At 36.9% G+C, this 13,791-nt stretch carries 11 protein-coding genes; 1 reads left to right on the forward strand and 10 read right to left on the reverse strand.

The features are described 5' to 3' along the window. Positions 1 to 13: 13 nt before the first annotated feature. From IAE51_RS04675 to IAE51_RS04700, 6 genes are read right to left on the reverse strand one after another with little or no spacing between them, the layout of a single operon-like run. Positions 14 to 4,963: a hypothetical protein gene (locus tag IAE51_RS04675; protein ID WP_200094858.1), complete on the reverse strand. Its 4,950-nt coding sequence runs from the start codon at positions 4,961 to 4,963 to the stop codon at positions 14 to 16. A gap of 36 nt (positions 4,964 to 4,999) precedes the next feature. Beyond that, positions 5,000 to 5,755 carry a WxL domain-containing protein gene (locus tag IAE51_RS04680; protein ID WP_058203049.1) on the reverse strand — a complete coding sequence of 252 codons (756 nt, stop codon included), beginning with the start codon at positions 5,753 to 5,755 and terminating at the stop codon, positions 5,000 to 5,002. A gap of 37 nt (positions 5,756 to 5,792) precedes the next feature. Next, positions 5,793 to 6,551, reverse strand: coding sequence for a WxL domain-containing protein (locus IAE51_RS04685; RefSeq protein WP_058203050.1), 759 nt, complete (start codon positions 6,549 to 6,551; stop codon positions 5,793 to 5,795). A gap of 37 nt (positions 6,552 to 6,588) precedes the next feature. Beyond that, positions 6,589 to 7,380, reverse strand: a complete 792-nt coding sequence (locus tag IAE51_RS04690; protein ID WP_012898201.1) for a WxL domain-containing protein — start codon at positions 7,378 to 7,380, stop codon at positions 6,589 to 6,591. 28 nt (positions 7,381 to 7,408) lie between these two features. Continuing rightward, positions 7,409 to 8,254, reverse strand: a complete 846-nt coding sequence (locus tag IAE51_RS04695; protein WP_015426740.1) for a WxL domain-containing protein — start codon at positions 8,252 to 8,254, stop codon at positions 7,409 to 7,411. 60 nt (positions 8,255 to 8,314) lie between these two features. Further along, the gene (locus tag IAE51_RS04700; RefSeq protein ID WP_023164347.1) at positions 8,315 to 8,620 is read right to left on the reverse strand and encodes a hypothetical protein; all 306 of its coding nucleotides are present in this window, start codon (positions 8,618 to 8,620) and stop codon (positions 8,315 to 8,317) included. A gap of 609 nt (positions 8,621 to 9,229) precedes the next feature. Between IAE51_RS04700 and IAE51_RS04705 the strand changes: the two genes are divergently transcribed. Continuing rightward, a complete protein-coding gene (locus tag IAE51_RS04705) occupies positions 9,230 to 9,847 on the forward strand; it encodes a hypothetical protein (RefSeq protein ID WP_058206965.1) in 618 nt (205 codons plus the stop codon). 14 nt (positions 9,848 to 9,861) lie between these two features. On the opposite strand, the gene IAE51_RS04710 is transcribed toward IAE51_RS04705, so the two are convergent. The 4 genes from IAE51_RS04710 to murG form a co-directional block, all read right to left on the reverse strand. After that, complete coding sequence (locus IAE51_RS04710) at positions 9,862 to 10,032, reverse strand: hypothetical protein (protein ID WP_012898204.1); 171 nt, start codon at positions 10,030 to 10,032, stop codon at positions 9,862 to 9,864. Positions 10,033 to 10,059: 27 nt separating this feature from the next. Next, positions 10,060 to 11,373, reverse strand: a complete 1,314-nt coding sequence (gene obgE, locus IAE51_RS04715; protein WP_165379794.1) for a GTPase ObgE — start codon at positions 11,371 to 11,373, stop codon at positions 10,060 to 10,062. Positions 11,374 to 11,522: 149 nt separating this feature from the next. After that, a complete protein-coding gene (locus IAE51_RS04720; RefSeq protein ID WP_058223278.1) occupies positions 11,523 to 12,701 on the reverse strand; it encodes a cell division protein FtsQ/DivIB in 1,179 nt (392 codons plus the stop codon). Next, positions 12,702 to 13,775 (reverse strand): undecaprenyldiphospho-muramoylpentapeptide beta-N-acetylglucosaminyltransferase, encoded by a 1,074-nt coding sequence (gene murG / locus IAE51_RS04725; protein WP_003130746.1) that lies wholly within the window; start codon positions 13,773 to 13,775, stop codon positions 12,702 to 12,704. Positions 13,776 to 13,791: the final 16 nt, after the last annotated feature.

The raw sequence follows: 13,791 nt of genomic DNA on the forward strand, positions 1-13,791 counted from the left end.
TTGCTATACGCAACTAATTAGAAGGTACATTATTTAAAGACCAAGTTAATTCTCCCTCATAGGTTCCCTTCTCTTGATGATCAACCGGAATATTCAATTGGATTCCTTCACCAGAGGTTGAATTCCAGTTTTGATTTAACTTAAAAGTACCAGTTGTTGGTGAAGTATTGGCATAAATCTGTAAGGCATCACTTGTAATTACTTTACTTCCTGTACTATCTTTGAAGAAAAGATATGAAGCCAAATTATTATTATTTGTCAAACCTTTTAAATCTTGAGTTTGTGCGACACTCACATACCATGACTTCAAGGCAGAACCTGTCCGTGTGTCAGTAACAACCACATCACTGGCAGGACTTGTGGCCCATGAAATTAATGGTTTAGGACTTACGTCTAATGTACCAAAGTCGTAAGAATTTGGTGTAGAAAGACTTATAGAGCCAAAAGTTAAATTAAGTGTAATATCTTTTGATAATCCATTATAAGTATAAGTAACAGGACGAATATTACCATCTCCGTCAATGATTGGATTATTGGCTTGTATAGTTTGCAAGGTTGTAACCAAATTTGACGGACTGCTAATCACTGGTTCTTCTATCGTTCCATCCGCTTTAAAAGCTAAAGCATAGGTCCAATTACCATCCAGATCTTTTTGATCTTTTAAATCGTGTGCATCATCACTTGTCATACTTGCATCATAAACATTAAGAGCTGTCTGACTATCTGATGAAATAACTGCTGCCTGTGGTACAACAACAATGTTACTATTAGTAGAACTTTTTCCCAAAGTCCAGCTCACAGGTATTTCTGCATATGATTTATCTTTTACATTAGTATCACTAGTTGTAGGATCTTGAATCGTATTACCTGCATTATTTATTGAACTTAATGGATCACCACTCGTCGTAATATCTGTCATTACACCCACTCCTTTTAAACCAACAATTTTTTGGAGTTGTGCTTGAGTCAATGATGATGCATTTATTGCCGAACCTTTATTCGGTAGGATATAGTTTCCAGCACTTAGACTAGTGGTGTTATCAGTAGCCACATTTTGTACAATATAACTTCCATATATTGCTTGATCGTTTGTGCCATCTTGTTGATTTCCTACAAAATAGTCTCTCGTACCAAAGTTACGTGTAGCACCAGTAGTTCCAGCATTGACATCAAAATTAGGATTAGTTGATGGATAATTATTTAAAACCTTTCCATCAAATGCCGTGGCTGTTCTAGATTTTATGTAATATGGTGCTTTAGCGGTGAAGCTAAAAGGAGCTGTTGTGCTATCACTATATCCCATCACATACATTACTTTGATCGAACTTGCATCAGTATCAGATGCTACCGAGGCCCATGCTTGCATCGTTTGACCAGCAACGGGATTCCCTGTTGTAACATTAGATTTTAAATGATGTTGCCAATTTCCTGAATCTGCATCACCAGTTGTATTATATACACGTACCTGCCCTGGAACAACATAACCAATCCAAGTTGGATTACTTGGGGTGGAGAGGGAAGACATTGTATAATCTCCTAAAAATGCATAATTTTTTGCTGAATCTACACCAGAAAAATTATTAGGACTAATATTTACTGCACCAGATTTTGTAGAAGTATCTCCACCATTAAACGTCAAAATTGGGAATGCCGCTTGTGTTCCCCAATAGGCTCCATTATAGGTATTACTAATACTTGTTGGTGGATTACCGATCGGCTTCCAAAATAGATTACCCTTATTGGTTGAAAGATCTAAATCGGATAAATTAATCAATCCAGATGTTTGGACATAGGGTGTAGAAAGTGTTGCATTTGGACAGGCAACTAATTGGCTTGCTGAGACAACAGATGAGGTTGAAGTAATTCCAAGAGTAGAATCAGTATCCATTTGAATCGAACCATGTTTAGAGTAAGTTGCAGCGTGGTTTGCTGCTGTAGCTCCACCTCCATTTTTAAAAGAACCTGCTACATTCACTACTGCTTTTTCAGTAATTTCTGCACTGTTAAAATTGATAAGTGAACCATTTATGGTAATTGGGTTATGTGAAGTACTATTTCCTAATGTAATAGCCGATTTATTGTTATTAGCTGCGGCAATCGCATCAGTTAGATTATCACTACTTCCTCCCGATGTTATCGTACCAGAAATGGTAGTACCATCCCCAATTTTTATATTCGTATTGTATCTTTGACCTGAAGCTGGCATGGCTACATAATTAGTTGCATAAACCGAACCTACAGTGTTGCCATCTGCATTAATGGTTATGTTGATTGTACCAACATTTGTATATGTACTATTTGAACCAGTTGACTGCCCGTCGCCGTAAATAACAGCACCATTTAAGACATTTCCGGATGCAGCATTTGCTGATATATTGACACTAATACTGTTATTTACTCCAGAACCAACGTGAGTCACAGTATTGTTATAACCTGCTCCTCCTGATAAATATGTACCAGAAGGAAGTTGGAAGCTTGAGCCAGTTGAACCAGTCAAATCAACATTTAAAGCTGTATTTCCTAAAATCGAAGATGCCCCATTAAAGAACGGACCTCCGCAAAGTTGTTTTGTTCCTGTTCTTGGCGAACCTGAGAAATCACCTCCATAAACATTGACTGTAGAATCACCAGCAATTGTCTCTACTCCAGCTTGGCCATAGTTTCCACCGGTAATAGCGTTGATATATCCGTTGTAAACATTTACTGTTGCACTTCCAGTATTATACAAATCTCCCCAAGAACCGCCTGACAAGAACCAATTAACTTGACCTTGATTGACTTGTGCTGTAGTATTTCCCCATTTTGTAGTTGCGGTATAACCACCACCTTCAAGAGTATCAACAATAGCCCCATTCAAAATATTGTATGAATTTCCGACCTGACTACCATTAGATTGACCTCCATAGGTCCAACGGGCAATATCATTATTGTGAATAAGATAGGAATTACCATTTTGTAAAAAGGCTTGACGATAGGTCCATACCGTTCCTCCGCCTCCCCATAAATCCCAGCCGGAATTAATGGCAGAACTTGTATCAGTTTTACCATAAGCAACTGTTCCTTGGGCTGCAAGAGTTGTTTCTGCAGTACCTCCCATGGCACTACAATATACTACTCCAGCACCTCCAACAGAATTATCAGCATTTGCCGTTCCAGCTTCTAAAACTGATTGTCCTTGAAGATACCCATTTGAACTTGCACCATATGAATAACCTGTCCAATCGTTTGCTCCACCACCCGATGTTGTTGACATAACACCTGATTGTAACCAAGTATAAACATCGCCATAAATTGCATTACTAGTAATTTTTTGGGCATTTGAAACTACAGTAGTAGATGGAATCTGTCCATAAGCTTTAGCATCTGATACACCAACTGCACTATCAAGACCAGTCTGACTGCCAAGTCCCCATTGTGATGGAGAAATTTTTAGAGAATCATGACCATTACCACCAACTATTCCATAAACTGCCCCAGCTGTTCCAGTTGTAAAAGCAGATTTAATATAGTTAGTAATATTAGCATATAATATCCCTTGAGCCGCGGTAGTGGAGTTGGTTGCCTGAGCATATGAAGCGCCTGTTCCAGCATTACCACCTGTAAATAAAGCTTGACCCGTTGTGAAGGATGATGTATTGTAACTATTTGAGATAACATTTCCGGCACCAGATGTCCCTATATTCCCTTGGAATGAACCTCCGTTAAAAGTTGATGCTGGACCACCAGCACCATTTATATTACTAGTTGCGCCAGTCCATCCTCCTGCCCCACTTAAAGTATTATAGATTGAACCACTTATATTTCCATAAACTGTTCCACCTTGATAAAGTTGGTATCTTGCACTTCCATTTGTTGAGTTAACATAAGTTGTAACATTCCCATTCACATTAACAGGAGAATTAGAAGTACCAATTCCAGCACCGTAGATATTTGTTATCTGAGAAGCAATAGCTCCACTTATATCAAGGTTTGTATTCCCTGAAATTGTTGCTCCTGATGCACTTCCACCAGTTACACTATTTATAGTAGATGATGACTGGGCAATCGTAACATGAGTATTACCAGATATTGTTCCAGCCGATGCATTACCACCATAGATATTCCAGCCCGCAGTACTTCCTGTTGCTCCAATATATAGGTTTGTATTTCCAGATATATCACTATTGTCCGTTCCACCATAAATGTTAGGAGCACCAGTTATCCATGAGCCATTTGTCGTTGCAAATGCATTCCCTTGGGCATAAATATTATCCCCACTTGCAGCTACGGTTACATTGCGAAAAATAGTTGGAACTCCAAAATAGACATTTGAAGGTAAGGTTACAGTATAATTTGTTCCTGAGGGCTGAGAACTATTTGAGCTCGTAAGTAGATCGGCTGGATTTGAAATCCAGGTTAAACTTTTAGCATGCCCTTTTAGTGTGCTAAATGTCATATTAGTCGTACTTGGATTAGAAACTACTGCTTTTAGGACTGAATTACTGAGTGTTGTATTAGCTCCATAGTATAAGACAAAATCCGAAGTGCTAGCATTAGTTGCACTATACATTGCATAAAGCGCTTGTTGAACACCAGCATCTGTAGTTGGATAACTTCCTATAATTGTTCCATTTTGTACAGCAGTAACTTGATTGGTTGGTAACGTTAGATTAGAGATAGTTTGTTGCCATCCAAAGCTATTAGGCATTATCGCATCTTCAACTGAATTTTGTGGAAGTGGAGTACGACTTGGTTGTGAAACTGAATTTCCATTGAAAGTAGTGCCACTGGGACTCACGCTTTGACGATTTATAAGTGTCTGAGTTGCTGCTGACACCCCTTGAGAAGAAAGCATCTTTTCAAGAGAATTTATCTTAACATTTTCTTTATTACTTTCTGAAGAAAATCCATTAAAATTTATAGTCGGTAACAGTGATAGCAACATTATAAAAGTCACAAGTTTAAATTTATATTTTCTTTGCATGAAATCTCCCTTGCTTGTTTCTCACCACTAAAAATATTAATTAGATGGTGTATCGTCAAGTGTCCAGGTTAAATCCGCTGTATACTTGGCTGCACCTGCCACACCTGCTGGAACAGAAAGTTTGATGGCTGTGTCTTTTGTAGCTCCATCTTTTCCCCCAAAGTCAAGCAAACTATTACCAGAGCCGTGACCAGCCGTTGCTCCCAATATTGTTGCCGATTGTACTCCAGGTGTCAAAACTGTAGTAGCTGAAGAGATATCTGCTGGGTTTGCTGTACCAGCTCCTTGAATCTCAGCATCACCTAGAGTCACTGTTGCTCCTGTTAATGTACCATGACCATTCGCTACTAAATTGCTATCTGCTGTTGTGAAGTCGGTCATTTGAACTTTTAAATTCCAACCTGAGAAAGTCCCACGATTATCTGCAACTTGAACATAGTTGGTACGTGTCGTATTATCGTCTAATTTTTGTGCAGCAGCATTGTAGACTTCTGCTTTATTGCTTACAGGATGACTTCCAAAATCAAAACTTGAAGCATAGACAATAGTTAAACCACTATCTGGCATTGTCGGTCCTACTGGATTAACGCCATCTGGCTCCGTTGGTTTTACTGGAACAGTTGGGTCTTGCGGGTCAACTGGACCTGTGGTATCTGTTCCGGCGGTAAAAGTCACCTCTCCTTGCGTGCCATATGATTGTGTTGTAGCTGCACTGGCAAGTTGTGGAGTTACTGATGTTGCTAATATTCCTAAAGTTGCTAGAGTGAGATATTTTGTTACTGATTTAGACATATAATGTCCTCTTTTCTATAATAATGTGTGTTACAAATTAATTTGGCACGTTTGTCGGTAAATCAGACAATATCCAATTTAAAGTTGTAGTGTAAGCAGTTGCATCCTTGGGGGTATCTCCAGGAACAAATAATGAAACTGCTGTTGTTAAGCCCTCTTCAGTGACCATTGAATCGTTTCCCCAGCGAATTACCCAAGTTCCAGCTCCTTCGCCAGTTGAGGCAAGAGCTACTTGAGTTTCAACACCGGGAATAAGTCCCGAAATTGTTTGTGTTTTGGGAGATTTTTCATTAGTAAAAGAAGCTGTTTCTGAACTTTTTAAATTAATCGTTGCTCCTTTAAGTACTTTGTACTTCTGAGGGCCTGAGTCAATTTGAGTAAATTGTGTTTTTTCGACTACTTTTAAGTTCCAACCGGCAAATGTTCCTCGACGATCGGTTACTTGAACATAATTCGGTGTTAAAACTTCAGAATCAAAATACTTTTGGGCTTTAGCTAAATATGTTTGATCTTTATTAGAAATTTTATGATTCCCAAAGTCAAAACTTGAAGCAAAATCAATTGTCAGTGAGCCATTTCCCCCTGGATTAGGCTTTGAACCATCTGGATTTTGTGGAAATACAGGTAAAGTTGGATCAGGTTTGTTAGGATTAACAGGGGGTTGAACTCCGCTACCTGGACCAAAACCAACTATTCCTTGCGAATTATAGCTTTGGACTTCTGCTGCATTAACTCGAAATTCCAATCCTAATGTCATTAAGATGAGAGGTATACTTAACCATCTTATTTTTTTCACAGTACCCTCCTTTTCATAGTTTAGAAATTATAAACATTTAATTTCCTGGGGTATTCGTTAAGGACCAAATTAATTGTGTCGTATATGACGTCGCTTTATTTGTACCAGCAATAACTTTAAGACTGATTGGTGATGCTGTAGAAACTGCTTCATTACCCAGATGCGCTCCACCATTTTCTTGGTAATCTGCATTAGCTCCTAGACCATATACCCAAGTTCCCATCCCTTGATTTGGACCTGCTCCTAAAATTTTGCTAGCAGCTGTACTAACAACAAAATTAGTGTTATTGATATAACCGGGTTTTGCAGCAGTGGTTCCATCGGTATAACCTTTACTAAAAGATAGTTCTGCTCCGGTTAGCTTTTCTCCTGAAGTATTTTGAAATTGATCGGATTCTGCAACAGTCAAGGTCCATCCATCCCAGGTTCCGCGTGTATCAGTAACTTGAACATAATTAGGACGTGTCATATCAACTGCACTTCCATCTTTATCTTTGCTAATCCACTGCGCATGAGCAAAGTATGTGGCATCCTTTGAAGAAATTTTTTGTGTTCCAAAACTTAGACTTGAAGCAAAATCGATTGAAAGTGCTCCTCCTGTTCCGGGTGTTGGGTCGGTACCATCAGGATTTGTTGGTCCTACAGGGACAGAGGGGTCTAAAGGATCAACGGGGTTAATTCCAGTATTATCCCCTTCAGCAAAGTTAACATAACCATTTGATGTATAATCTCCACCGGTGCTTGCGGCATCAGCTTCACTGGCAATTATTGGTCCCACGATTAACGCAGCAGTTAGTAGTACCGTTGATTTTAATAAAATTTTATTCATTTATTCTCTCCTTTTATCAAAATCAGACTTATGGTGCTGGTGTAACCGCAGATGTATTTCCATCCCAATCATTTCCTGGAACGGCTTGCAAGCTCCAATACAAATCTGTAGTATATGGTGCCGCTTTCTCAATCAAACCTGCAGGAACAGCCAAACTAATTGCTGATTTTGTCGCCACTTTAGTATGATCTGTGGTATTGGCTGTATCAACTGAACTTGCATCATAGGCATCTACATCACCAAAATTATATAACCAAGTTCCTGCTCCTTCATTTTTTGCAGCTGAAACTAGTTTTGTTGCTACTCCTGGTGTGAGCGTTCCTGAAGCGACAACATCACTTGGCTTCCCAGCGGTAATACCATTTCCTCCAAGGAGAGTGCCTCCGGTAAAGCTAATTTGTGCACCACTAAGTGCATATCCAGGATCTGTTGATGTTCCAGTAGTCATATGAAGATCTGAAGCTTGTGTTAAACTTAATGTCCAACCTGATAGCTCACCTGATTGGTCTGTTACTTGAGCATAGTTAGGCACTACTTTTACAACGTTAGATTGATCTTTTACCATATCAGGATGTGCATAATAAGTTTTAGATTGAGTGGAAATTGATTGGGTTCCGAAGTAAAGGGTTGAACCATAATCGACAGTAAGATTTCCAGAAGCACCTGGAGTACCTGGGTCTACTGGTGTTACAGGATTAGTTGGGTCTGTTGGATCAAGAGGGTCGACTGGACCAGTTCCTGCTTGTAAAGTCAAATTTGCACTTGAAGTGTAATCCCCTCCTGTAGTCGCCGCACTAGCGGTTGTGATTATCATAGGGGCAGAAATCAATATGCCGGCAAGAAGTGTTGTTGATTTTAAAATTAGTTTATCCATTAAGTTTCTCCATTTGTTTTATCCTTAAAAAAGGTGCAGTAATCGACTATTATTTATTTCCTATAAAGTTAACCTCCCTCTTTCTTTTTTATAAACTATTATGCTTGCCAAAATTAATAAGCCAACATAACTAGTTACCATTGATGAGAATTCCATATCTCCTGTTTTTGGGAGTATGGTCTGAGTAATTGGAGGGTCTTTTTTAGGATTTTCTTTACTACTTGAACTCGATTCTGGTCCTACCCAATTTCCCGTAAATCCAACTTGACCTTTTGTATCATAACTTGTTGTATCTGCTGAACCCATGGTCGTCAATAAATTTGACGATGAGAATAGCAATAAAATAATTAATACTAATTTTTTCAATATTCTTTCCTTTCTTAATATTTACATTTACAAATTTTTATCTTTGTAATCAATAAAAGACCTCTCTTTCTCTATAAATTCTAATGTAATTTTCAGAAAAACTTCAATTTTTCGGAAATTTTTTCATTGTATTGCAATGTTTTTGCTCAATTTTAGGTCTTGATTTGTTTAGGTAATTGAGTAATGTGTAATTTTACAGATATATTTTTTAATAATCGTGTAGTTAATCTTGTACAAAATAATTAATTATTATATAATATAGTTGTATGTATCTAATTTTTTTAGTTACAAAGTAATTCTAGAGTGAAAATTTGATAAGTTAACTAGTGTTCTTTACGAAAAATTGAAGTTTTTCGGAAAGAAAACCAATAATTAGAGTTTTTTTCTGTTATTTTTTCTAATTCATCTTTATATTTACTAAAAAAAACAATTTATTACTTCATAAATTGTTTTTTAGTATCATTTAATTGTTTTTTAATATGAAAAAAAATAGTATAAAATTTCCCAAAAGTGATACAATGATAAGAAACATTTGAAAATCAACCACTTCTTCTGTCAGTAAAATTTACTAGATACTTTGCTGACAGAAATTTTTAAGGATTTTATACCATGAGTTTTATAAATATTGTTATGTTGCCTGATTTCATCAGTGTTATTTCAGATGGACAAATTACAACCAACGAAGTTCTTACCCAAAGTCATTTTAAAAAATTTGAAAGTAATCCAAATGGGTTTGTTGTTGGAATTACCGGATTTGAATTGATTACCAATAATATTCGCAAGAAATTTTATTATCAACCTAATTTAAATTTTGAGGAAGCTGAACTTTTGCTTAGGGCTGAACTTGAAAAATATAAAAGTAAGCAAGTTAATTTTGGTCAACATATTTCTTTTAATGCTGTCATTGCTGGTTTTCCTATTGAGAACCCCAAAGTTCCTAAAGCTTTAAGTTTTCATGTTGCAAATCAAAACATTTTTGAACGCTACTATGAAAAATCGGCAATTCTTTCTTTGATTCCCGATGATATTTCTTTTAACCCCAATCAAATTATTACTGATAATCTGAATAAATCTTTGAATATCACTCCTACTTTTCAAGTTCAAACCCTTCAACGTAATGCACTCTATAAAGTTGCTGACCAATCCAAAACGGTCAATAAGGTTATTTTTCAAGAAATAATTGAACCTAAAATTACTGACAGAAATCACTATTCTAGTTGTCAGTAAAAAAAAAGACTGAATTAATCAGTCTTTTTTTCATCGTTTTTCTTTTGATTAGCCTTTGATAAAGTCAATTTACCATGAGGATTGTATTTCTTTAACAAGTCATCAATCCGTTCATCGGTCCAATAATCGGCTGAGGCAATAAAATTTCCGTCTTTGTCACGGTCACCAATAATTTTAAATCCCATTTTTAATCTCCGAAAATATTGAAATTTTTAATCTACAAATTCAAATTCAAATTTTTGAATTCTAACGTAATCGCCATCCTTGGCTCCCATTGAACGAAGTGTTTCGTCAACACCCATCGCGCGCATTTGGCGAGCAAATTTCATAACTGATTCATCATGATCAAAATTAGTCATGATAAAGAGTCTTTCAATCTTATCACCAGATAAGCGCCATCCACCATCATCATCACGAGAAACTTTAAATGGTTTTTCTTCTTCTTCAAAGCCGTAATAAGCTGTTTCATCCGCTAATTCATCTTCATTATAAAGTAAGAATTCTGGTGTTTGTGCAAGTAATTCACTTGTGCGTGCAAGCAAACCTTGAAGTCCTGTTTTAGTCAGGCCAGAAACTTCAAAAATTTCAGGCATTTCTTTATCAGGACCTAAATCAGCAGCTAATTTTTCTTTAAATTCAGCTAAACGTTCGGCAGCTTCTGGCATATCCATTTTGTTGGCAACAATAATTTGTGGACGTTCCATCAAACGTAAATTGTAAGATTCTAATTCATCATTGATTGTTTTGTAATCTTCGTATGGATCTCGTCCTTCAAGTTCTGACATATCGAGAACATGAAGAAGGACACGTGTACGTTCAATATGACGCAAGAATTGAATTCCAAGTCCTGCACCAGAGTGCGCTCCTTCAATCAATCCTGGCATATCTGCCATAACAAAACTATCTCCATAACCTACTTGAACCATTCCAATATTAGGAGTGATTGTTGTGAAATGGTAAGCGCCAATTTTAGGACGCGCATTTGAAACAACTGACAATAATGTTGATTTACCAACAGATGGAAAACCAACTAAACCAACATCTGCTAAAACACGAAGTTCCAAAAGTAGAATTTTATCTTCTCCTGGTTCTCCATTTTCTGCTACCTCAGGTGCTGGGTTACGTGGTGTGGCAAAGCGAATATTTCCACGACCGCCGCGACCGCCTTTAGCAACCGCAAATTCTTGGTCTTTTTCGATTAAGTCAACTAAAACATCACCAGTTTCGTTATCTTTAACAGTCGTTCCTTGAGGAACATGAACAATCAAATCTTCGGCTCCACGACCGTGCATTCCTTTGTTCATCCCTTTTTCACCTGGTTTACCACGGAAAATACGGTTATAACGGAAATCCATCAAAGTTGACATTCCTTCATCAACTTTAAAGATTACAGAACCGCCTTTTCCCCCGTCACCACCGGCAGGACCACCATCTGGAACATATTTTTCACGGCGAAAAGCAACTGCACCATCGCCACCTTTACCAGCTTTTACTTCAATTCGTGCTGTATCTAAAAACAAAGACATACAGTTTCTCCTCTAAATTTTCTTTATATAGTTTATTTATTATTTTTCCACAAAAATGCGTGCTATCTATTATAGCATTTTATCAGCTTTTTTTATAGCTTACTCTGTGCTAAAAAAGTGACAATCCTAAATTATCACTTTTTTTATTTTTAATTTGAACTTGTTGTTGTGCTTTGAGCAGTATTTTCACTACTTGCATCAGTCTTTTTCGCATTTTGAGCAGAAATAGATGCTGATTTTGAGGTAGATAATTGTGAAAGATAAGCATCATAAGCAGCTTTTGGCTTCGTATAAATACCAGCTTCCATATCTACAACTTGTGGTGCTTGAACTTGTTTAGCAACACTTGGATAATATGGCAGGCGGTCAGCTAATTGACTCAATGAAACCCGAACCTGATTTCCGTCACTCATATCAATGGCAATGAAATCTTTCGTCGCATCTGTAGGAGTTTTAGTAACATTAGTCATCAGTGATTTTATTGCTGGTTTAAGCGTTTCATAAGCATTTACAAAAGTTTTAACTTCTTTGTCATTAAAATTTTGTAAAACTGGCAATTTCTCAAGCTTAGTTGCATCAACTGGTGTTGTAATCACGTAACCGTTATTTAAGACAAGGTAAGTTTGATCATTACGTTTGACATAGACACTGTTTGTATGTTCTTTTACAATGGCCTCAAAGCGATTAGGAAAATGGTAATTGATTGTAACGGCAGAAATTCTAGGGAATTTTTGTTCGATTGTCGCTTCAATTTTTTCCTTATTATTTAGGATATTAAAAATACTATCGCTTGTTTGAATTCCTGAAGCTAATGCAACTTGTTCGCTACTTTCATTCGCATTTCCAGAAACACTAAAAGTTGATATTTTGCTGAGAGGTGAAATCAAATAAAGAGAGCCAACGAATACCAGAACAACAATTGCTAAGGCTGGCCACATTTTCTTTAAAAGTGGAGCTGAACCTTTAAATAAAGAAGAAAATCTCGAAGGTCTTTTGATTTGCTCTTCTTCATACTCATATTCATTCTCTTGAGAAAGTTGTTCTAACTGAGCAATAATTTTTTCATTTTCAATCGGAGCTTCGCTTGATTGAGTTTCTTCGTTATTAGTCTCAAAGCCTTCTTCTAACAACTCAGCTGACTCAGCTTCGTCTCTAGTGTCATCAAAGTTTTTTTCAGTTTTTGGGAGACTTTTAAGAAAAGGTGAAGAAAAATGAACCTTTTTAGGTTGATTTGCTTTCTTTTCTTTTTTGGCTTCTTCTGCTTTTCTTTTCTGATATTCAAGATGTTTTTGCTGCCAAGGGGTTAAGTTATTATCTTTTTCACTCATTTATTTACTAATTTCTTTCACTAGATTGTAAAGGCGTTGGCTAGCATCTGGAACGCCCGCTTTTAGACTAGCTGCTTGCATTTCTTGATACTTCTCATTATTTTCGAGTATATTTGAAATAGCTTCAACCAAAGTTTGACCCGTTAGGTCTTCGTCTTTGATGATAATAGCTGCACCTTGGTCAACGTATTCTTGAGCATTTTTAGTCTGTTGGTCAGCTGTCACATTTGGACTTGGGACATAAACGGCTGGTAAGCCTAAAGCGGTCACTTCAGCAATAGTTGTTGAACCAGACCGTCCTAAAAAGAGCTGACTTTTTGCTAAAAGTTCTGTCATATTATTAATATAAGGACGAATATCTAAATTAGAATTTTCTTTATATTGATTAAAAGTTTCCTTGTAATCATCATAATAAATCTCTCCTGAAGCATAAACGGTTTTAAATGAACGTTGTGCTAATTCAGGAAGGGCTTCAATAAAAGCATTGTTAAGTTTTAAAGCGCCACGTGAGCCACCAAAAATAACAACGGTTGGCTCTTCAAATTTTTCTACTTGAGCCGCTGCATCTGCAACTTCTTGTGCCCTTGGATTTCCAGTAAAAGTCGTTTTGCTCGCTGGAAAATATTGTTCTGCTGCGTGAAAACCTACTGCAATTCGGTCAACTTTTTTAGCAAGAAAACGATTAGTTATTCCTGGGAAAGAATTTCCTTCATGTATAATTGTTGGAATTTTTAATTGCGCAGCAGCATAAACAACTGGCCCTGCCACATATCCACCAGTTCCCAAAACAACATCCGGTTTAAATTCTTTCATAATTTTTTTAGCATCTGAGACAGATTTAAAAAACTTATAAGCTGTTTTTAAATTTTGCGGACTTAGTGAACGACGTAATCCTTGGATATCAACTGTTTTTAATTTAATTCCTGCTTGAGGGACAATTTTTGCCTCCAAGCCTTTTTTCGTTCCAATATAAAGCACTTCTGTATCTGGTTCTACTTTTTCCAAATACTTAAGGAAAGCTAGCGCTGGATAAATATGACCGCCTGTGCCGCCACCTGTAATGATAATTCGCATGTTTGTTTTTCTCCAA

The sequence above is a fragment of the Lactococcus sp. S64 genome (genome assembly GCF_016516525.1).
In the GTDB taxonomy this organism is placed as follows: Bacteria; Bacillota; Bacilli; order Lactobacillales; family Streptococcaceae; genus Lactococcus; species Lactococcus lactis.

What these genes read in the sequence shown, in the direction of transcription:
- IAE51_RS04675 (WP_200094858.1), bottom strand. Translation starts at nt 4,963, where the DNA reads ATGCAAAGAAAATATAAATTTAAACTTGTGACTTTTATAATGTTGCTA.
- IAE51_RS04680 (WP_058203049.1), bottom strand. Translation starts at nt 5,755, where the DNA reads ATGTCTAAATCAGTAACAAAATATCTCACTCTAGCAACTTTAGGAATA.
- IAE51_RS04690 (WP_012898201.1), bottom strand. Translation starts at nt 7,380, where the DNA reads ATGAATAAAATTTTATTAAAATCAACGGTACTACTAACTGCTGCGTTA.
- IAE51_RS04695 (WP_015426740.1), bottom strand. Translation starts at nt 8,254, where the DNA reads ATGGATAAACTAATTTTAAAATCAACAACACTTCTTGCCGGCATATTG.
- IAE51_RS04705 (WP_058206965.1), top strand. Translation starts at nt 9,230, where the DNA reads ATGAGTTTTATAAATATTGTTATGTTGCCTGATTTCATCAGTGTTATT.
- IAE51_RS04710 (WP_012898204.1), bottom strand. Translation starts at nt 10,032, where the DNA reads ATGGGATTTAAAATTATTGGTGACCGTGACAAAGACGGAAATTTTATT.
- obgE (WP_165379794.1), bottom strand. Translation starts at nt 11,373, where the DNA reads ATGTCTTTGTTTTTAGATACAGCACGAATTGAAGTAAAAGCTGGTAAA.
- IAE51_RS04720 (WP_058223278.1), bottom strand. Translation starts at nt 12,701, where the DNA reads ATGAGTGAAAAAGATAATAACTTAACCCCTTGGCAGCAAAAACATCTT.
- murG (WP_003130746.1), bottom strand. Translation starts at nt 13,775, where the DNA reads ATGCGAATTATCATTACAGGTGGCGGCACAGGCGGTCATATTTATCCA.